The organism is Rhodococcus sp. NPDC059179 (genome assembly GCF_042754885.1).
In the GTDB taxonomy this organism is placed as follows: Bacteria; Actinomycetota; Actinomycetes; order Mycobacteriales; family Mycobacteriaceae; genus Rhodococcus_G.
Genome location: NZ_JBHZBV010000003.1, coordinates 380534 through 402261, shown reverse-complemented (window position 1 = coordinate 402261; position 21728 = coordinate 380534). Strand labels below are relative to the sequence as shown.

Annotated in this window: 8 protein-coding genes; all 8 read left to right on the top strand. The window is 67.0% G+C overall.

Features of this window, described 5'->3' with window-relative positions:
* Nucleotides 1–16: 16 nt before the first annotated feature.
* The 8 genes from ACFXMV_RS09970 to ACFXMV_RS09935 all read left to right on the top strand — a co-directional run bounded on the left by ACFXMV_RS09970 (nucleotide 17) and on the right by ACFXMV_RS09935 (nucleotide 21609).
* A complete protein-coding gene (locus tag ACFXMV_RS09970; RefSeq protein WP_378501268.1) occupies nucleotides 17–1294 on the top strand; it encodes an MCE family protein in 1278 nt (425 codons plus the stop codon).
* Nucleotides 1291–2538 (top strand): MCE family protein, encoded by a 1248-nt coding sequence (locus ACFXMV_RS09965; RefSeq protein ID WP_378501269.1) that lies wholly within the window; start codon nucleotides 1291–1293, stop codon nucleotides 2536–2538. Before ACFXMV_RS09970 ends, ACFXMV_RS09965 begins: the two co-directional genes overlap by 4 nt.
* 54 nt (nucleotides 2539–2592) lie before the next feature.
* Nucleotides 2593–3207 carry a hypothetical protein gene (locus tag ACFXMV_RS09960; protein ID WP_378502961.1) on the top strand — a complete coding sequence of 205 codons (615 nt, stop codon included), beginning with the start codon at nucleotides 2593–2595 and terminating at the stop codon, nucleotides 3205–3207.
* A 61-nt stretch (nucleotides 3208–3268) separates the two neighbouring features.
* Complete coding sequence (locus ACFXMV_RS09955) at nucleotides 3269–4090, top strand: hypothetical protein (RefSeq protein ID WP_378502932.1); 822 nt, start codon at nucleotides 3269–3271, stop codon at nucleotides 4088–4090.
* A 419-nt stretch (nucleotides 4091–4509) separates the two neighbouring features.
* Nucleotides 4510–8016 (top strand): DNA-directed RNA polymerase subunit beta, encoded by a 3507-nt coding sequence (rpoB, locus tag ACFXMV_RS09950; protein ID WP_378500348.1) that lies wholly within the window; start codon nucleotides 4510–4512, stop codon nucleotides 8014–8016.
* Nucleotides 8017–8137: 121 nt separating this feature from the next.
* Nucleotides 8138–12097 carry a DNA-directed RNA polymerase subunit beta' gene (locus ACFXMV_RS09945; protein WP_378502931.1) on the top strand — a complete coding sequence of 1320 codons (3960 nt, stop codon included), beginning with the start codon at nucleotides 8138–8140 and terminating at the stop codon, nucleotides 12095–12097.
* 171 nt (nucleotides 12098–12268) lie between these two features.
* On the top strand, nucleotides 12269–12472 hold the full coding sequence (locus ACFXMV_RS09940) for a hypothetical protein (RefSeq protein WP_378501300.1): 204 nt from the start codon (nucleotides 12269–12271) through the stop codon (nucleotides 12470–12472).
* Nucleotides 12473–12969: 497 nt separating this feature from the next.
* Entirely contained in the window at nucleotides 12970–21609 is an 8640-nt protein-coding gene (locus ACFXMV_RS09935; protein WP_378502930.1) for an amino acid adenylation domain-containing protein, read from the top strand.
* Nucleotides 21610–21728 lie beyond the last annotated feature (119 nt).

Here is a 21728-nt window from a genome sequence, read left to right as displayed (position 1 = left end):
GTCACAGCAGCGGTCCATGAAGCGCGCACTCGTGATCGGTGCCGGCGCCTGCGTCATCGCGGTGGCGGTCTCGGGCTGCGGCTCCAATGGCATCTACAGCATCCCGCTGCCCGGCGGTGCCGACCTGGGCAGCGACCCGATGCACCTGACCGTCGAGTTCGATGACGTCCTCGACCTGGTCCCGCAGTCCACCGTCAAGGTCGACGGCGTCCCGGTCGGCCGGGTGGAGAACATCGGTGTGCCCGACGACGGCTGGACGGCCGCCGTCGACGTCGTCATCGACTCCGCGGTCGACCTCCCCGCGAACGCGCTCGCGTCCGTGCAGCAGACCAGCCTGCTCGGTGAGAAGTTCATCGAGCTCAAGGCCCCGCCCGCCGACGCCGACACGGCCAGGCTCGCCGACGGGTCGACGATCCCGGTGAACCGGACCCGGCACGCCACCGACATCGAGCAGGTGCTCGGTGCGCTGTCCCTGCTGCTCAACGGTGGCGGGGTGGCCCAGTTGCAACCGATCATCCACGAGCTCACCGTCACGTTCGACGGCCGCGAGGCCAAGGTGCGCGGGCTGCTCGAGCAGGCGAACACCCTGATCGACGGGCTGAACAAGCAGCGCGATGACATCACCAGGGCCCTCGACGGTCTGGACACCCTGACCGGGCGGGTCAACGAGCAGACCGATCAGATCGGCAAGATCCTCGAGGAGATCCCGACCGCGGTGCATGTGCTGAACGAGCAGCGGCCGCAGTTCATCCAGATGCTCACGCAGCTGGATCGGCTCGGCCAGGTCGGCACCGACGTGCTGGTGCAGTCCAAGGACAACCTGATCGCGGACCTGCGTGCGCTGCGCCCGACCCTGCAGGCGCTCGCCGCCTCGGGCGACGACCTGGTGACCGTGCTGCCGCTGATTCCGACCTTCCCGTTCCCGGACGGCGCGGAGAAGGTCATCCACGGCAACTCGATGAACCTCTTCCTGTCCCTGGACATGCGGCTCGGCCAGCAGTTCGAGGCGCTCGGCGTCGGGATGCCCGATCCGGTCTATGTTCCGCCCGCGGTCGGGTACGGCGGCTATATGCCGAAGGTTGATCCGTCGAACCCGTACTACAACGGGAACGGTCCGCGACCCGGTTGGCCCACGGTGTCGATCCTCCCGCTGCCGCCGATCATTCCGCAGCCCGCGCCCGCTCCTGGCGCCCCGGTGCCGCCCGGCACCGAACCCGTGGGTGGCAAGAAGGACGAGGCGCCGCAGAATCCGCTGAGCGGACTACTCGACAAGCTGGGGGTGGGTGGCCGATGAGATCTGCTCTGGTGCGCTATCAGTTGGTGGCGTTCGCACTCGTCGCGATCCTCGGCCTGCTCTACGTCGGCGCGAAGTACGTGCGGCTCGACAACCTGCTCGGGTTCGGCCAGTACACGGTGCAGGCGGACTTTGCCGATTCCGGTGGCATCTTCACCAACGCCGAGGTCAGCTACCGCGGCGTGCCGGTCGGCTCGGTGGGGGACCTGCACCTGACCGAGGACGGCGTGCTGGTCGACCTCAAGATCAACACCAGCGCCCCGGAGATCCCGTCGTCGGCCAAGGCCGTGGTCGCGAACCGGTCTGCGATCGGTGAGCAGTACGTCGACCTGCAGCCGACCAGCGACGAGGGCCCCTACCTGGAGGACGGTTCGCTGATCGTCCGCAGGGACACGGCGACCCCGGTGCCCGTCGAGGACGTGCTGGCGAGCACGAACTCCCTGGTGCGCTCGGTGCCGTTGAAGGCGCTCAACACGACGGTCACCGAGCTGGGCAAGGCCTTCAACGGCAAGGGCGATGACCTGCAGGTGCTGGTGGATTCGCTCAACTCCCTCTCGGAGGAGGGGATCGAGAACCTGCCGCAGACGCTGACGCTGATCCGGGACACCCGCACCGTGCTCGACACCCAGTCGGCGCAGTCCTCCTCGATTCGGCAGTTCAGCACGGACCTCAATCTGGTCGCCGCGCAGCTGCGGGCCAACGACCCGGACCTGCGCCGGCTCATCGAGACCGGCACCGCGGCCAGCGGTGAGGTCGGCTCGCTGATCGACTCGGCTGGGCCCGCGCTGACCACCGACCTGAACAACCTCGCGCTCCTGTCGGAGGAGCTGGGCCCCCGCACGATGGCGCTCAACATCCTGTTGACGTTCCTGCCCGCGCTGTCCGCGGGTGCGAGCACCGCGGCAAACGGCGACGGCACCCTGCACCAGGGGCTGCTGCTGGAGACGAACAACCCGCCGCCGTGCACGCAGGGCTACGAGGGCACCTACGAGATCCTCGCGAAGATGAAGCGGGAGAACCCGAACTTCGACGACACCCGCGACGACTTCCCGCTGAACATGAACGCCAACTGCACGACCCCGCTCGGCAGCGTGACCGGCGTCCGAAGCGCCAATCGGATCGTGTACGCGGACCCGGCAATTCCGCAGCCGTGGGACAACAAGCCGAAGGTCGATCCGGACAAGCTCAATCTCAACCCGATCGCCACTCAGCTGGCACCGCTGCTCGGCATCCACCCCAAGTGATGCCGACCTGGTCGGGGCGAGCAGAAGTTACCAAAGAGTAGGGTAGAAAACGTGATGCGTAGCACGAAACTGCTGAAGCCTGTTCTCGCTGCGGTGAGTGTGCTCGCCATCGGGGCCCTCGTGGCCGCCGTCTGGTTCGGGTTCGGGTGGGGCCAGGCCCTGTTCTCGGACAAGCCGGCGGCCGCCGCCCGCGACGATGCGCTGACCGGCGCGCGTCAGGCGGCGATCAACCTGAACACCGTGGACTCGGCCGACCTGGACCAGACGTTCGCGAACATGGAGTCGTCGATCACCGGCGACGAGATGCTCAAGGCCCTGGCCGAGACCAAGGATCAGATGGCCGAGCAGGTCAAGCAGACCGGGGCCAAGAGTGAGGCTCAGGTGCTCGATGCAGCGCTGACCGGCATCAGCAGGGACGAGGGCACCGCGAACTCGCTCGTCGTGCTCACCACGACCACGACGTGGCCGAACCAGCCGACGAGCAAGGTCAAGGTGACGATGCGGATCGGGCTGACCGAGGTCGACGGCGTCTGGAAGGCCTCGGACGTCGAGAACGTCGGTCCGCCGCTGGCAATGGACCCCGGCACCCCGGCTCCGGAACCAGCACCCGCCCCGGCGCCGGGAGAGGCCCCTGTCCCTGCCCCCGCTCCCGAGTCCGGCGGACAGTAGGGCCCGACGGCCCTGCAATCGCGGACGATCCGGCAGCGGAAGATCTAAGGAGTATCGAAAAGTGCCCCCACGTCGTCGTACCACCAGCACGCCCCAGGTCAAGGGGCGTCGACCCCGCGTGGCAGGCACCGGGTCCACCGCGGCCCGCGCGGCCACGACGTCCGAGTCCGCCGCCGCGTCCTCGAGCTCGGCTGAGCCGCTCGCCGATCCGGCCGTGGTCGAGGCGCCCGCAGCCGAGACCCCGGCAACCGAGGTCGAGGGCACCGGGGCCGCCGAGATGACCGCCACGGCTGAGCAGGCCCCGAAGACGGTCAACCGGACCAGCTCGCTTCGCCCGAGGGCGACCGGCGCCGCCGCGGAGGCTCCCGTCGATGCGGGTGACGAGGCCGCGGACACGGCGGGCTGGAAGCGGGTCGCGGTGATCGGGCTGGTGGCGCTCGGCCTCGGCGTCTTCGCGCTCGTCGCCGCGCTCCGGCCCGGCGCCGACGTGTCGAATCAGGCGTGGGTCGACACCGCGGCGACCTCGAAGGTCACCGCGGATGCCAAGCACGCCATCCAGACGCTCTACACCTACAAGTTCGACACGGTCGAGCAGGACTTCGACAACGCTCGGGCGGTGCTCAGCGACGGCATGCGCGAGGAGTTCGACCGGACCGCAGCCGTCACCAAGGACGCCGTCATCCAGACGAAGACCGCGACGAACGCCGAGGTGACCGACATCGGCCTGAAGCTGCTGTCGGACGACCGCGCCGAGCTCGTGGCCAGCATGAACGTGAGCGCGACCAACGACGGTGCGGCACAGGGCAGCGCGCAGGGACCGCTGTCGGTGACCATGGCGAAGTCCGGCGACACCTGGCTGATCGCGGACATTCGGGACCGCTGACCGGGGTCCGGATCGGGTGTCCCGGCTGTGATCGCGGGGCAAATCGCCGGGACGTGTCTTGACGCGGCGGGGTTGAGGCGTCACTCTATTGGCGAGACATGCGAGTGATCGTTTCTTGATCGACTCGGGTCCGCGCAAGAACGCGCCGGCGCAAATGGAGGCACCGGGCGCGGGGGATTGCACGGACACCAGGCTTGGGCGCCGTTTGGGCTGCCCTGCCCAGTTGTATTCTGCGCCAACTTCGGGTACCTTTGGACGTTGCGCTGGCTGCCTCCTGTCCACCTCTCCACCTCACCGCCTGTGAAGCGTTCGCTTCCTGCGTCTGTTGGCGAGTTTCGTTCGGGTTGTGACCAGCGAATTCGCCCCACATGAAGAAGCAGATACAGCGGCGGTCGCGCAGCACGAGCGGCCCGCGTGAGGTGCTGGAAGGACGCATCTTGGCAGTCTCTAGCCAGACCAAGGCAAATGCCGGAATCCCCGGAGCCCCGAAGAGGGTCTCGTTCGCGAAGATTCGCGAACCTCTCGAAGTTCCAGGGCTACTTGATCTACAGACGGATTCTTTTGAATGGTTGATCGGATCGCCTGCTTGGCGTGAGCGGGCAGCCGCTCGCGGCGACGGCAGTGTCACCGGCGGTCTGGAGGACATCCTCACCGAGCTGTCCCCGATCGAGGACTTCTCGGGATCGATGTCGCTGTCCTTCTCGGACCCGCGCTTCGACGAGGTCAAGGCCTCGACCGATGAGTGCAAAGACAAGGACATGACCTACGCGGCGCCCTTGTTCGTCACCGCGGAGTTCATCAACAACAACACCGGCGAGATCAAGAGCCAGACGGTCTTCATGGGTGACTTCCCGATGATGACCGACAAGGGCACCTTCATCATCAACGGCACCGAGCGCGTCGTCGTCTCGCAGCTCGTCCGCTCCCCGGGTGTGTACTTCGACCACTCCGTGGACAAGGGCACCGAGAAGGACCTGCACAGCGTCAAGGTGATCCCCGGCCGCGGTGCGTGGCTGGAGTTCGACGTCGACAAGCGCGACACCGTCGGCGTCCGCATCGACCGCAAGCGCCGTCAGCCGGTCACCGTGCTGCTCAAGGCCCTCGGCTGGACCACCGAGCAGATCACCGAGCGCTTCGGCTTCTCCGAGATCCTCATGGCCACCCTGGAGAAGGACAACACGGCAGGCACCGACGAGGCGCTGCTCGACATCTACCGCAAGCTGCGTCCGGGCGAGCCGCCCACGAAGGAGAGCGCGCAGACCCTGCTGGAGAACCTGTTCTTCAAGGAGAAGCGCTACGACCTCGCCCGCGTGGGTCGCTACAAGATCAACAAGAAGCTGGGCCTGAACCACGGCCAGCCGATCACCGCGTCGACCCTCACCGAGGAAGACATCGTCGCGACGATCGAGTACCTGGTGCGCCTGCACGCCGGTGACACCGCGATGACGGCGCCCGAGGGCGTCGAGGTTCCCGTCGAGGTCGACGACATCGACCACTTCGGCAACCGTCGTCTGCGTACCGTCGGCGAGCTGATCCAGAACCAGATCCGGGTGGGCCTGTCCCGCATGGAGCGCGTGGTCCGCGAGCGGATGACGACCCAGGACGTCGAGGCGATCACGCCGCAGACCCTGATCAACATCCGTCCCGTCGTGGCCGCGATCAAGGAGTTCTTCGGAACCTCCCAGCTCTCGCAGTTCATGGACCAGAACAACCCGCTGTCGGGCCTGACCCACAAGCGTCGCCTGTCGGCGCTCGGCCCCGGTGGTCTGTCCCGTGAGCGCGCCGGCCTCGAGGTGCGAGACGTGCACCCGTCGCACTACGGCCGCATGTGCCCGATCGAGACCCCTGAGGGCCCGAACATCGGCCTGATCGGCTCGCTGTCGGTGTACGCGCGGGTCAACCCGTTCGGCTTCATCGAGACCCCGTACCGCAAGGTCGTCGACGGACAGGTCACCGACCAGGTGGACTACCTGACCGCCGACGAGGAGGACCGCCACGTCAAGGCCCAGGCCAACGCCGCGGTCGACAAGAACGGCCGCCTCACCGAGGATCGCGTCCTCGTCCGCACCAAGGGCGGCGAGGTCGAGCTGATCCCGGCCAAGGACGTCGACTACATGGACGTCTCGCCGCGGCAGATGGTGTCCGTCGCCACCGCGATGATCCCGTTCCTCGAGCACGACGACGCCAACCGTGCCCTGATGGGCGCGAACATGCAGCGTCAGGCCGTGCCGCTGGTCCGTTCCGAGTCGCCGCTCGTCGGCACCGGCATGGAGCTGCGCGCCGCGGTCGACGCGGGCGACGTGGTCGTCAGCGAGAAGTCCGGTGTCATCGAGGAGGTCTCGGCCGACTACGTCACCGTGATGGCGGATGACGGCAGCCGCAAGACCTACCGGATGCGCAAGTTCGCGCGCTCGAACCAGGGCACCTGCGCCAACCAGCGTCCGATCGTGGACGAGGGTGACCGGGTCGAGTCCGGCCAGGTCATCGCAGACGGTCCCTGCACCGAAGCCGGTGAGATGGCGCTGGGCAAGAACCTGCTCGTGGCGATCATGCCGTGGGAGGGCCACAACTACGAGGACGCGATCATCCTGTCGCAGCGCCTCGTGGAAGAGGACGTCCTGACCTCGATCCACATCGAGGAGCACGAGATCGATGCCCGCGACACCAAGCTCGGTGCCGAGGAGATCACGCGCGACATCCCGAACGTCTCCGACGAGGTCCTCGCCGACCTCGACGAGCGCGGCATCATCCGTATCGGTGCCGAGGTTCGTGACGGAGACGTGCTGGTCGGAAAGGTCACGCCGAAGGGCGAGACCGAGCTGACCCCCGAGGAGCGCCTGCTGCGCGCCATCTTCGGTGAGAAGGCCCGCGAGGTGCGCGACACGTCCCTCAAGGTTCCGCACGGCGAGAACGGCAAGGTCATCGGCATCCGCGTGTTCTCGCGGGATGACGACGACGATCTGCCCCCCGGTGTCAACGAGCTGGTCCGCGTCTACGTGGCCCAGAAGCGCAAGATCCAGGACGGCGACAAGCTCGCAGGCCGGCACGGCAACAAGGGCGTCATCGGCAAGATCCTCCCGCAGGAGGACATGCCGTTCCTGTCCGACGGCACCCCGGTCGACATCATCCTGAACACCCACGGCGTGCCGCGTCGTATGAACATCGGTCAGATCTTGGAGACCCACCTCGGGTGGATCGGCAAGACCGGCTGGAACGTGCAGGTGGCCAGCGACGGCACCCGTCCGGATTGGGCAGAGACCCTGCCCGAGGAGATGCTCTCGGCCCCGGCCGACAGCAACATCGCCACCCCGGTGTTCGACGGTGCGAAGGAAGACGAGCTGACCGGTCTGCTCGGCGCGACCCTGCCGAACCGTGACGGCGAGCAGATGGTGGGCCCCGACGGAAAGGCCACCCTGTTCGACGGCCGCTCCGGCGAGCCGTTCCCGTACCCGGTCTCGGTCGGCTACATGTACATCATCAAGCTGCACCACCTGGTCGACGACAAGATCCACGCCCGTTCGACCGGTCCGTACTCGATGATCACCCAGCAGCCGCTCGGCGGTAAGGCCCAGTTCGGTGGCCAGCGCTTCGGTGAGATGGAGTGCTGGGCGATGCAGGCCTACGGCGCGGCTTACACGCTGCAGGAGCTGCTCACCATCAAGTCGGACGACGTGGTCGGCCGCGTGAAGGTGTACGAGGCGATCGTCAAGGGCGAGAACATCCCCGAGCCGGGCATCCCCGAGTCGTTCAAGGTGCTCCTCAAGGAGCTCCAGTCGCTCTGCCTCAACGTGGAGGTGCTGTCCTCGGACGGCGCGGCCATCGAGATGCGCGACGGCGACGACGAGGACCTCGAGCGTGCGGCAGCGAACCTGGGCATCAACCTGTCCAGGAACGAGGCGGCGACCGTGGACGATCTCGCGAACTAGGTGTTTGGTCCCCGGGCCACGTCGAAAGATGTGGCCCGGGGGCGTAGCCCACATTTGAATTTGGCAGACAGGTAGGCGCTGAAAAGCGCACACCATAATCCCTCTGGGGAAAGGAAGTTACGTGCTCGACGTCAACTTCTTCGATGAACTCCGCATCGGCCTTGCCACCGCTGAGGACATCCGTCAGTGGTCGTTCGGCGAGGTCAAGAAGCCGGAGACCATCAACTACCGCACGCTCAAGCCCGAGAAGGACGGCCTCTTCTGCGAGAAGATCTTCGGCCCCACCCGGGACTGGGAGTGCTACTGCGGTAAGTACAAGCGCGTCCGCTTCAAGGGCATCATCTGCGAGCGCTGCGGCGTCGAGGTGACCCGCGCGAAGGTGCGTCGTGAGCGCATGGGCCACATCGAGCTCGCCGCTCCGGTGACCCACATCTGGTACTTCAAGGGCGTGCCGAGCCGCCTCGGCTACCTGCTGGACCTGGCGCCGAAGGATCTCGAGAAGATCATCTACTTCGCCGCCTACGTGATCGTCGCGGTCGACGACGAGCTGCGCCACAACGAGCTCTCCACCCTGCAGGCCGAGATGGAGGTCGAGAAGAAGTCCGTCGCCGACCAGCGCGACGCCGACCTCGAGGCCCGCGCCCAGAAGCTCGAGGCCGACATCGCCGAGCTCGAGGCCGAGGGCGCCAAGTCCGACGTGCGTCGCAAGGTCAAGGACGGCGGCGAGCGCGAGATGCGTCAGCTCCGCGACCGTGCGCAGCGCGAGCTGGACCGGCTCGAGGAGATCTGGACCACCTTCACCAAGCTCGCTCCGAAGCAGCTCATCGTCGACGAGGGCCTCTACCGCGAGATGGTGGACCGCTACGGCGAGTACTTCACCGGCGCGATGGGCGCGGAGTCCATCCAGAAGCTGATGGAGAACTTCGACATCGACGCCGAGGCGGAGATCCTCCGGGAGACCATCCGCAGCGGCAAGGGTCAGAAGAAGCTGCGCGCGCTCAAGCGCCTCAAGGTCGTCGCGGCCTTCCAGTCCACCGGCAACTCGCCGATGGGCATGGTCCTCAACGCTGTGCCGGTGATCCCGCCGGAGCTGCGTCCGATGGTTCAGCTCGACGGTGGCCGGTTCGCCACCTCCGACCTGAACGACCTGTACCGCCGCGTGATCAACCGCAACAACCGCCTCAAGCGACTGATCGACCTCGGCGCGCCCGAGATCATCGTCAACAACGAGAAGCGGATGCTGCAGGAGTCCGTCGACGCGCTGTTCGACAACGGCCGTCGTGGACGTCCCGTCACGGGTCCGGGCAACCGCCCGCTGAAGTCCCTGAGCGACCTGCTCAAGGGCAAGCAGGGTCGTTTCCGTCAGAACCTGCTCGGCAAGCGCGTCGACTACTCGGGCCGTTCGGTCATCGTCGTCGGCCCGCAGCTCAAGCTGCACCAGTGCGGTCTGCCGAAGCTGATGGCACTCGAGCTGTTCAAGCCGTTCGTGATGAAGCGCCTGGTCGATCTGAACCACGCGCAGAACATCAAGTCGGCCAAGCGCATGGTCGAGCGTCAGCGCGCCCAGGTGTGGGACGTCCTCGAAGAGGTCATCGCCGAGCACCCGGTGCTGCTGAACCGTGCACCCACCCTGCACCGCCTCGGCATCCAGGCCTTCGAGCCGCAGCTCGTCGAGGGCAAGGCCATCCAGCTCCACCCGCTGGTGTGTGAGGCCTTCAACGCCGACTTCGACGGTGACCAGATGGCCGTGCACCTCCCGCTGTCCGCGGAGGCGCAGGCCGAGGCCCGCATCCTGATGCTGTCCTCGAACAACATCCTGTCGCCCGCATCGGGTCGTCCGCTCGCCATGCCGCGTCTGGACATGGTGACCGGCCTCTACCACCTGACCCGTCTGGACGAGGGTGTCGTGGGCGAGCTCGTCGCCGCAGGCAAGGATCGTCCCGAGGTCGGCGCCTACTCGTCGCCCGCCGAGGCGATCATGGCCGTCGATCGTGGCGCGCTGAAGGTGCAGGCCCTGATCAAGGTCCGCCTCACCACGCAGCGTCCGCCGCGCGAGCTCGAGGACGAACTGTTCCCCGACGGCGGCTGGAACTACGGCGACGGCTGGATTGCCGAGACCACCCTCGGTCGCGTGCTCTTCAACGAGCTGCTCCCCGCGGACTACCCGTTCGTGAACGAGCAGATGCCGAAGAAGCGTCAGGCGACGATCATCAACGATCTCGCCGAGCGTTACCCGATGATCGTGGTCGCGCAGACCGTGGACAAGCTCAAGGACGCCGGCTTCTACTGGGCGACCCGTTCGGGCGTCACGGTCTCGATCTCCGACGTCCTGGTGCCGCCGAGCAAGTCCGAGATCATGGACAAGTTCGAGGCGCAGGCCGAGCAGATCGAGAAGAAGTACCAGCGCGGTGCCCTCAACCACACCGAGCGCAACAGCGCCCTGGTGAAGATCTGGTCCGAGGCCACCGACGAGGTCGGAAAGGCCATGGAGGCCTTCTTCCCCGACGACAACCCGATCCCGATGATCGTGAAGTCCGGCGCCGCCGGCAACATGACGCAGGTTCGGTCGCTCGCCGGTATGAAGGGCCTGGTGACGAACCCGAAGGGTGAGTTCATCCCGCGTCCGATCAAGTCTTCCTTCAAGGAAGGCCTGACCGTTCTCGAGTACTTCATCAACACGCACGGCGCCCGTAAGGGTCTGGCAGATACCGCGCTGCGTACCGCCGACTCGGGTTACCTGACCCGTCGTCTGGTGGACGTCTCGCAGGACGTCATCGTTCGCGAGACGGACTGTGGCACCGAGCGCGGCATCGTCACCACGATCGCGGAGAAGCAGGCCGACGGCTCGCTGATCCGGGATGCGCACGTGGAGACCAGCACCTACGCCCGCACGCTGGCCGCCGACGCGGTCGACGCCAACGGCGCGGTCATCGTCGAGCGTGGCGCCGACCTGGGTGACCCGGCGATCGACGCGCTGCTCGCGGCGGGTATCACCGACGTGAAGGTGCGCTCCGTGCTCACCTGCACCACCGGCACCGGCGTCTGCGCCACCTGCTACGGCCGCTCGATGGCGACCGGCAAGCTGGTGGACATCGGTGAGGCTGTCGGCATCGTCGCCGCCCAGTCCATCGGTGAGCCGGGTACCCAGCTGACCATGCGTACCTTCCACCAGGGTGGTGTCGCAGGCGAGGACATCACCGGTGGTCTGCCGCGTGTCCAGGAGCTGTTCGAGGCCCGCGTCCCCAAGGGCAAGGCCCCGATCGCCGATGTCACCGGACGGGTGCAGCTCGAGGACGGCGACCGCTTCTACAAGATCACCATCGTCCCGGACGATGGCGGCGAAGAGGTCGTCTACGACAAGCTGTCCAAGCGTCAGCGTCTGCGCGTGTTCAAGCACGACGACGGCTCCGAGCGCCTGCTGGCGGACGGTGACCACGTCGAGGTCGGCCAGCAGCTCATGGAGGGCGCTGCCGATCCGCACGAGGTGCTGCGCGTCATGGGCCCGCGTCAGGTGCAGATCCACCTGGTCAACGAGGTTCAGGAGGTGTACCGGAGCCAGGGTGTGTCGATCCACGACAAGCACATCGAGACGATCGTTCGTCAGATGCTGCGTCGCGTGACGATCATCGACTCCGGCGCCACCGAGTTCCTGCCCGGTTCGCTCACCGAGCGTTCCGAGTTCGAGGCGGCCAACCGTCGCGTCGTCGCCGAGGGTGGTGAGCCCGCTGCCGGTCGTCCGGTGCTCATGGGTATCACCAAGGCCTCGCTGGCGACCGACTCGTGGCTGTCGGCGGCGTCCTTCCAGGAGACCACTCGCGTGCTGACCGATGCGGCCATCAACTGCCGCTCGGACAAGCTGATCGGTCTCAAGGAGAACGTGATCATCGGCAAGCTGATCCCCGCGGGCACCGGCATCAACCGGTACCGCAACATCCAGGTTCAGCCGACCGAAGAGGCGCGCGCCGCGGCGTACGCCGTGCCGTCCTACGACGACCAGTACTACAGCCCGGAAGGCTTCGGCCAGGGCACCGGTGCTGCGGTTCCGTTGGACGACTACGGCTTCAGCACCGACTACCGGTAACTGCGGCTACGCCGCCTGTGAGTGATTTTCACCCTCCCCGGGGTGAAAATCACTCACAGTGCGAAGCGCATGCGGCCCCCGCCCCAGGAATGGGTGCGGGGGCCGTTTCGCGTCTAGTGTTGGTGGGAGATTGCCCGGCATCGGCCCGGGTGACTGGCACGGAGGATTTCGATGGCAGGCAAGGGAATGGACCGCTCCAAGGCACAGTCGGCGCTCGAGGTGGTCCGCGAGAACCCCGCCATCTCGCTGGTCGCCGCCGCACCCGCGATCGTGATCTTCGGCCTGGTCTGGTGGCTGGCGAGCTTCGGCACCGCACTGATCCTGGCGATCGTGCTCGGTGTGGTCGTGGTGGCTGGCAAGAAGTTCCTCGCCTGACCCCGCGGTGCGGGGCTGCGAAGCAGGTCACGGCGGGCCGGCCCGACCGTCGGGTAGAATCTGCGTCCAAATGATCGACGCAGGCCACGGGGCTCCGGGCCGACGTTGATGTGTATCCAGGTCACACGTGCCTTTCGGCGAGTGCCGATGAATTAGAATGTGACAGCGCTACGCCGTGGACGCGCGCTGAGTGGTAGCGGTGGAATGAGACGGCGGGGGTCGAATCGATCCACCGCCAGACGTTGTCCAGGGTTCTGGCGTGTTTGCGGCGGAGTAGGGGGAGGGGGGATCTTCCGTGGGGGTAACGGACCGTGCGGTTTCGGCGATGAGTCGTATATGTCATGAGTATTCGCCCGTGCCTCCTGTGCAGTCGGGGCATGGGAGCAGCGCCTGCAGGTCATGTGGAAGCGTCGATGTGAGAGTGCAGCGCCCAGGCCGGGGGTGACCTTCGAGTACCCCCGCGACCGTTCATGTGCAGATTGTTCGAGTAGGAGTGAATGTTGGACCCCAGGGCCGAGTCATCCGGGTACGCGCAGTCGTCTGGCGATGACGCGGAGCTGCCAGACGGTGTGTTCGACCTTTCGGCGGCCCAACGTGGGATCTGGTTTTCACAGCAGCTCGCGGGCGATGTGCCCATCAATATCGCACAGTATGTCGAGGTCGAAGGCGCTTTCGATGTCGATGTCCTGAACCTGGCATCCGTAGAGGTCGGCAAGGAATTCGGGTCGGCCTTCCTGCGGATCGTCGAGATCGACGGCCATCAGTATCAGCGAGTCGACCTGGACATCGAGGATTCGGTGACCTATCTCGACCTTCGGGGCGAGAGCGACCCGATGTCGGCTGCGATGACGTGGATGCGCAACGAGTACGGGCGTCCCGTCGACCTTGCCAGCGACAGGTTGGTCGTCTCCTACGTCCTCCACGTCGGTGAGGGGCACCACCTCTGGTACTGCCGCATTCACCACATTGCGCTCGACGGGTTCGGTGCGATGGCCATGATGACCCGGACTGCCGAACGCTACGGCGAGATTCTCGAGGGGCGTGCGGCTGCGGCACCGAAGGCCGGAGCCCTGACGGAGATCGTCGAGCACGAGGCCGCATACCGCAGATCAGATCGGTTCGGCAACGACCAGGAATACTGGAGGGGGAAGACAGCGGGCCTGTCCGAACCGCTCTCGCTGGCCGGCCGGACGGCGCCTCTGAGGATGCCGGCACGGCTCGCCTCGGGCACGCTGTCAACGGACGTCGCCGACCGGCTCGAGCAGCTGGTCATGAATTACACGAGCAGTGCGCCCATCGTTGTGGCGGCCTTTGCCGGGTTCCTGGCGCGGATGACCGGAGCAGGCGAAGTGGTGCTGAGCCTGCCGGTGTCGGCGCGCACCACCGCGTGGATGCGGCGATCGGGCGGGATGGTCTCGAACGTCGTGCCCCTGCGCATTCCGGTCGGTGCCGACGCCACGGTCGGCGACCTGACCGACCTGGCGCAGCTCGAGCTCACCGGCGCGCTGCGCAGGCAGCGTTACCGCCACGAGGACATCCGCCGGGACCGCGGCGAGGCCAGCAATCAGCTCGGGATGTTCGGTCCGTCGATCAACATCATGATGTTCCACCGCGAGATCAAGCTCGGGCCGACGGTCGGGAAGTTCAACGTTCTCACCACCGGACCGATCGAAGACCTGGCGTTGAACCTGTATCCGGGTGTCGCGGGCCAGTCCATTCGGATCGACTTCGAAGGCAATCCGAATCTGTACAGCCGCGAGGCCCTGACGGCCTTACGTCACAGGTTCGTCGAGTACCTCGAGGGGTTCCTGACCATCGGTGTGGACGGGTTGTCCAGGGACATCGAACTCCTCGACCAGCGGGAACTGCGGGAACTCGTCCCGGCTCGCGGACCGGAAAACTGTTCACCAATCCTGTTGACGGATCTGCTGGCGGCGGCGGTGCGCGACCCGCGCGCCACCGCGGTCGTGTTCGACGGCACGCGCCTGACCTACGGCGAACTGGATGAGCGGTCCAACCGGCTGGCCAGGGTGCTTATCGCGCGCGGCGCCGGTCCCGAGCGGTTCGTCGTCGTGGCGCTGCCGCGCTCGGTGGATCATGTCGTCGCGGTCTTGGCGGTGGCCAAGACCGGCGCGGCCTTCCTCCCCGTCGACCCGGCCAATCCGCGCGACCGGATCGAGCAGATGGTCGCCGATTCGCAGGCTGTCGCCGGCCTGACCAACAGCGTGAGCATCGGGGAGTTGCCGGAGCGGACGCAGTGGCTGGTTCTCGACGAGCCCGAGGCGCGGAACCTCTGCTCGGCCGAGTCGTCGGCACCGATCGACGACGACGCGCGAATCGCACCGATCCGGGCCGAGAACCCGGCCTACGGCATCTTCACCTCGGGCTCGACCGGTCGACCCAAGGGCGTGGTTGTCACCCACACCGGCCTGGCGAACCTCATCGCCGAGCAGCGCGAGAATCTCGGCGTGACCTCCGAGTCCCGCTGCCTCGCGGTGGCCTCAACGAGCTTCGACGTGTCGGTGTTCGAACTGTTATTGGCGGTCGGCTCGGGCAGCACGCTGGTGGTGTCCCCTCCGACGGTCTTCGGCGGCGACGAGCTGGCCGAGCTGCTCCGGCGTGAGCGTGTCACCCATGCGACGATCACCCCGTCGGTGCTGGCGTCCACTGACCCGTCCGGGCTCGACGATCTCGAGGTCCTCGTCACCGCAGGCGAGGCCTGTTCGGCCGAGTTGATCGCTCGTTGGGGCGTGGACCGGAAGATGCACAACTTCTATGGTCCGGCAGAGTCGACGATCGCCACGAACACCACCGCACCGATGGTGCCGGGTGCCCCGGTGACCATCGGTGGGCCGATCCGCGGCGTCAGCCAACTCGTGTTGGATGCGGGGCTGCGCCCGGTGCCGGTCGGGGTGGCCGGCGAGCTGTACACGGCGGGCGTCGGCGTCGGTCGTGGCTACCACAATCGGTTCGAACAGACCGCGGGCCGATTCGTGGCAAACCCGTTCGGGAAACCCGGGGAGCGGATGTACCGCACCGGCGACGTGGTGCGGTGGAACGCCGATCACGAGCTCGAGTTCCTAGGTCGCGCGGACTTTCAGGTCAAGATCCGTGGCCTTCGCATCGAGTTGGGTGAGATCGACGCGGTACTGAGTTCACATCCCGACGTCGAGGACGCTGTCACGGTCACCCACCTGAACGAGGCGGGTCAGACCGCTCTTGTCGGGTACGTCGTGCGAAATCTCAACGCGACGATCGAGCATGACGACCTGGTGCGGTACGCGAAGCAGACGCTGCCGGGATACATGGTTCCCACGGCGGTCATGGTGCTCGACCAGATGCCGCTGACGGTCAACGGCAAGATCGATCGTGCGGCGCTGCCCGAGCCGGTGTTCGAGGTTCGGGAGTTCCGCGCGCCGACCAATCCGATCGAGGAGATCGTCGCGGCGGTGCTGGCCGAGGTGTTGGGCCTTGACCGGGTCGGACTCGACGACGACTTCTTCGCTCTCGGCGGAAACTCCCTTGTCGCCATGCGGGTCGCGGGCAGGCTCGGCGCGACGCTGGACACTCGCGTCGTGGTGCGGGATCTGTTCGAGGCCCCGACAGTCGAGGCGCTGTCTCAGCGGCTGCTCGCGTCGGTCGGCAGTGGTCGAGCCGCGCTGACGGCGCAGTCGCGCCGAGAGCGGATTCCGTTGTCGCTGGCCCAGCAGCGGATGTGGTTCCTCAACCGCCTGGACCCGGACTCGGCCGCCTACAACATGCCCTTCGCGGTCCGATTGAGCGGTGCGCTCGATGTGGCCGCGATGGGCGCGGCCGTTCATGACCTGATGGAGCGGCACGAGTCGATCCGCACGGTGTTCCCGGACTCCGATACGGGCCCGCATCAGGTGATCGTTCCTGCCGATCGGGTCCTACCGAAGCTCGAACCGGTTGGTGTCCGTGAGGACGAGATCGTCACAGCGGTGCGGGATTTCGCACTTGCCCCGTTCGACGTGACAACCGAGGTCCCGGTGCGGGTGAAGTTGTTCCGGCTCGCTGCAGATGAGCACGTGCTCGCGTTCGTCGTGCACCACATCAGTGGTGACGGCTCGTCGACCTCGCCACTGGCGCGCGACATCCTGACGGCCTACCTTGCCCGCTCGGCGGGTGAGATTCCGGGTTGGGCGCCGCTTGCCGTGCAGTACGCGGACTTCGCGATCTGGCAGCGTGAGCTGCTCGGCGACGAGCAGGATCCGACCTCGCTGGCGGCCGAGCAGATCGAGTACTGGCGCAAGACCCTTGCCGGCGCGCCTGACGTGCTCGAATTGCCGACCGACCGCCCCCGGCCTGCCAAGCGTTCGCAGGAAGGTGCGGCCGTCTCGGTCGAGCTGGACTCGGACACCCACTCCCGTTTGCGCAAGCTGGCGCAGGAGCGCGGCGCGACGGTGTTCATGACGATCCACGCAGCGTTGGCGGTGCTTCTGGCCCGGACCAGCGGTACCCGTGACGTCACGGTCGGCACCCCGATCGCTGGGCGTGGCGAGGCCGCGCTCGACGATCTGGTCGGGATGTTCGTGGGCACGCTGGTGCTACGCACCGAGGTCGATCCGGCCGCATCGTTCGAGTCGCTGCTCGACCAGGCTCGCGAGGCCGATCTCAGCGCCTTCGCCAACGCCGACCTGCCGTTCGAGCGGCTGGTCGATGTTCTCGATGTGCCGCGTGACACCTCGCACAACCCGCTGTTCCAGGTGGCATTGTCCACCGACGAGAACGGCGAGGACTGGTTTGAGCTGCCGGGCCTGGCGGTGAGCGGGATCGACTTCGGCGCGCACGTCGAGAAGTTCGACCTTTCGGTCACCTATCAGGAGCGCAGGGACGTTGACGGCCGGGCCGGTGGGATCGCGCTGACGTTCGGGTACGCCACCGACATCTTCGATGCCGGCACCGTGGAGACCCTGATGCGGCGGTTCGGCCTCATCCTGGACGCGGTGGTTTCGGATCCGGCCGCGGTCGTGGGCGACCTGGCGATCACCTCGGAGTCTGAACTCTCGTGGCTGCTCGACCGCGAGGGCGCGAAGGTCGGCGAGCGGGAGACGTTGCCGCAGATCCTCACGGATTCAGCGCGGCGTCATGCGGACCGCATCGCGATATCGGGTGGCGGAGTCGAGCTCACCTATCGTCAGCTCGACGAACGCTCGAACGCGTTGGCTCGGGTGCTGATCGATCGCGGTGTTGGTCCGGAGACCTTCGTTGCTGTCGGCTTGACGCGTTCGATCGAGTCGGTCGTCGCGATCTGGGCGATCGCGAAATCAGGTGCTGCCTACCTTCCGGTGGACCCGGGCTACCCGGAGGCGCGCGTCGCGCACGTACTCGGTGACTCGGGCGCGTTCATGGGTATCACGGTGTCCGCCCACTCCGACGTTTTCGGCGCGGGCATCCCGTGGATCGTGCTCGACGATCCGGAGTTCGTCGTCGAGTGCGCCCGGCGTCCGGTTGACGCCATCTCTGACGCCGACCGGGTCCGACCGTTGCGGATCGACAACCCGGCCTACCTGATCTATACCTCCGGCACAACCGGTCTACCCAAGGGTGTCGCGGTTCCGCACGCCGGCCTGCGCCCACTGGCCGATGATCTGGTCGCGTACTACGGCGTGCGGCCCGACTCGCGGATGCTGCAGTTCGCGGCGATCAGCTTTGATGCCGCGGTCGGCGAGTACCTGGCGACCTTCGCTGCCGGTGCCGCGCTGGTCGTCGCGCCGACCAACCTCTACGGCGGGCAGGAGCTGGCGGAGTTCATCAGCGAGCAGCGGGTGACGACCTTCGTCAGCACCCCGACGGCCGTACAGACGATTGACGCTACCGGCCTCGAACTGGTCGAGACGGTGATCGTCGGTGGCGATGTGTGTCCGCCGGAGCTGGCGGCGCGCTGGGGCGGGCGGCTGCGCAACGCCTACGGCCCGACGGAAACCACGGTCATCGTCACGATCACCGATCCGTTGGGTACCGGCGACCCGATCACGATCGGTGCGCCGATGAAGGGCGTGTCCGCACTGGTCCTCGACGATCGGATGCGCCCGGTCCCGATCGGTGTGGCGGGCGAGCTGTACATCGCCAATGCCGGCCTCGCCCGTGGCTACGTGGACCGTGTGGGGCTGACCTCGCAGCGGTTCGTGGCGCACCCGTTCGGTGAGCCAGGGGAGCGGATGTATCGGACCGGTGACGTGGTTCGCTGGACCGAGAATGGTCAGTTGGCCTACGTCGGCCGCTCCGACTTCCAGGTGAAGGTGCGGGGGTTCCGCATCGAGCTCGGCGAGATCGACGCCGCGCTTTCCGCGCATCCCACGGTGGCGTTCGCCACCACCCAGGGCCGTACCGGGCCTGCAGGCGACACCATCCTGGTGTCCTACGTGATGCCGGTGATCGGCGCCGACGTGGACACAGCCGATCTGCTGGCATTCGTCGGTCGCACCCTGCCGGTGTACATGGTGCCGACGGCGATCGTCGTCCTCGACGAGGTGCCGATGACTTCGCAGGGCAAACTGGATCGCCAGGCACTTCCGCAGCCGGATCTCATGCAGTCGGTGCGCGAGTTCCGGGCGCCCGCTACCGCGGTCGAGAAGGTCGTGGCGTCGGTGTTCGCCGAGGTACTCGGTGTCGAGCGGGTCGGGTTGGACGACAGCTTCTTCGACCTGGGAGGCAACTCGTTGTCGGCGACCCGGGTTGCCGCGCGATTGGGGGCTGCGCTGGACACGGCGGTTCCTGTGCGGTTGTTCTTCGAGGCATCCACGGTGGCCGAGTTCGCTGCACGGGTCGTCGCAGGGGCAGGCAGGACCCGCAGGGGGCCCAAAGCCGGCCAGCGGCCCGCACGGGTCCCGCTCTCCCTGCCACAGCAGCGGATGTGGCTGCTCAACCGCATCGACCCGGACTCAGCGGTCTACAACATGCCGATCGCGCTGCGGATGTCGGGGACGCTCGATGTCGACGCACTGCAGGCCGCCGTGGTCGACGTTCTCACCAGACACGAGTCGCTGAGGACGCGGTATCCGGAGGTCGACGGTATCGCCCATCAGGTGTCGATTCCGGTCGAGCAGCTGGTCCCGGATCTGACTCCGGTTGAGGTGTCCCTGGACACGGTCTATCAGCACTTCGTCGACTTCGCGATGGTGGGTTTCGACGTGACGGCCGCGCCGCCGATCCGCCTGCGCTTGTTCCGGGTCGACGAGTCGGAGCACGTGTTGGCCGTGGTGGCGCATCACATTTCCGCCGACGGTTTCTCGCGCGCGCCGCTCTCGCACGACCTGATGGCGGCGTACGTCGCGCGGTCGCAGGGGCACGCGCCTGCCTGGGAGCCACTGGCCTTGCAGTACGCCGACTTCGCCTTGTGGCAGCGGGAGGAACTCGGGTCCGAGGACGACGCGGAATCGGAGGTTTCGCGTCAGCTGGACTTCTGGAAGAACACGCTGGCCGGCGGGGATCAGCTGAACCTGCCCACCGACCGCCCGCGCCGGGCGGAGCCCTCGCACGTGGGTGCATCGGTGCCGTTCAAGATCGAGCCGGACGTGCTCGAACGGCTCAAGGTGGTCGGCCGGGAGCACAACGCGAGCCTGTTCATGGTGATCCACTCGGCACTGGCCGTGCTGCTGGCGCGGTTGACCGGTAGTGACGATGTCACCATCGGTACCGCCACGGCGGGGCGTGGCGCGGCCGAACTCGACGGACTGATCGGCATGTTCGTCAACACGGTCGCGCTGCGGACTCCGGTGACCGCCGGGACGCCCTTCGCTGACCTGCTGCATGACGTGCGGGACCGGGACCTGTCGGCGTTTTCGCACGCCGACGTACCGTTCGAGCAGGTCGTGGACGCGGTGGGCGTCACCCAGTCCAGGTCCCGGCATCCGCTGTTCCAGACGGTCTTGGCTTTCCAGAACCTGGAATCGGTCGAGTTGGAGTTGCCGAACCTGACGGTCGGCGCACTCGACGGAATCCAGGAACCCGCGAAGTTCGATCTCCAGCTGACCGTGTCCGCGGGTGTCGAGCGCGAGGTCGAATGGTCGGAGGGCCTTGTCGCAGCGTTCACGTACGCGACGGACCTCTTCGACGAGGCGACGGTGCGGCGGTTCGCGGAGCGGTTCATCCGGATCGTCGAGGCGATCAGTGCGGATCCGTCCGTGGTCGTCGGCGACATCGAGATCCTCGACGACGCCGAGCGGGAGGCAGCGCGACCGGGCGGCGCCGGTGGCACGACGGCGCAGCCGTTGAGCCTCGGTGGGACGCTCCCCGAGATGTTCATGTCGACCGTGGAGTCCGATCCGGATGCCCCGGCCATCTCGGTCGGTGAGGACGAGATTGCGTATCGCGATCTGGACGCCCGGTCGAATCGAGTGTCCCGTGTCCTGATCGGTCGGGGCGTCGGCCCGGGTGACCATGTCGCGATCGGATTGCCGCGGTCGGTCGACTTTGTCGTGGCGCTGTGGGCGGTCATCAAGGCGGGTGCTGCGGTGGTGGTCGTGGATCAGACCGGCACTGGTGAGCCCGTCGACGGGCTACCCGTCGCGGCACGGACCTGGATCACCGAGTCGAGGCTGATCGCCGGCCTTTCTTCGGAGGTCGACCAGCTCTCGCTGGACGCGCCCGAGATCCGTGAGGGCATCTCGGCCCAGAAGTCTGCCCCGGTCTCGAACGCGGAGCAGGTCCGCGCGATGGCGGCCGACGATCCGGCGTTGCTGCTCACCGGCCTCGATGGCAGGGGCGGGGCGTCGCTGACGCACCGCGAGCTGTCGGCGGTGGTCGCCTCGCTGCGTGACTCGTTCGAGGTCTCCTACGAATCGCGGACCTACTCCTCGGAGCGGACGGCCGACGGAATGGTGGGCCTCGAGGTGCTGTTGGCGGGCGCCACCGGTGCCGCCGTGGCCATCGCGGAGGACGGTGCCGGATCCTTGGAGGATCGGCTGGCAGACGGATGGGTCACGCACGTGTTGGCGACCGAGCGGGAACTGCTGTCCGTGGCGCCCGACGACCTCGAGGATCTCGAGGTCGCGGTGGTGGTGGGCGGCGGCACCGGTGATGCGCTCCGCGATGCGTGGGAGCCCGACCGTCGGGTCGCCTCGGGCCGGGACATTCTGGCCGCGGTGGATGAGGCCAGACGCGCACGTGGCTGAGATGTCGGGAGAGATGCACAGCTGATCATTCTCAGCCCTTCGAATCCCTGCCACCTGCGGCGATCGGGCTCTGTTGGGTCTGGGCCGATAGGGTGTCAGACTGCACCACGATCGACAGT

Excerpts from the sequence above, each read along its gene's own strand:
- ACFXMV_RS09970 (WP_378501268.1), top strand. The coding sequence starts at position 17 with ATGAAGCGCGCACTCGTGATCGGTGCCGGCGCCTGCGTCATCGCGGTG.
- ACFXMV_RS09965 (WP_378501269.1), top strand. The coding sequence starts at position 1,291 with ATGAGATCTGCTCTGGTGCGCTATCAGTTGGTGGCGTTCGCACTCGTC.
- ACFXMV_RS09960 (WP_378502961.1), top strand. The coding sequence starts at position 2,593 with ATGCGTAGCACGAAACTGCTGAAGCCTGTTCTCGCTGCGGTGAGTGTG.
- ACFXMV_RS09940 (WP_378501300.1), top strand. The coding sequence starts at position 12,269 with ATGGCAGGCAAGGGAATGGACCGCTCCAAGGCACAGTCGGCGCTCGAG.
- ACFXMV_RS09935 (WP_378502930.1), top strand. The coding sequence starts at position 12,970 with ATGTTGGACCCCAGGGCCGAGTCATCCGGGTACGCGCAGTCGTCTGGC.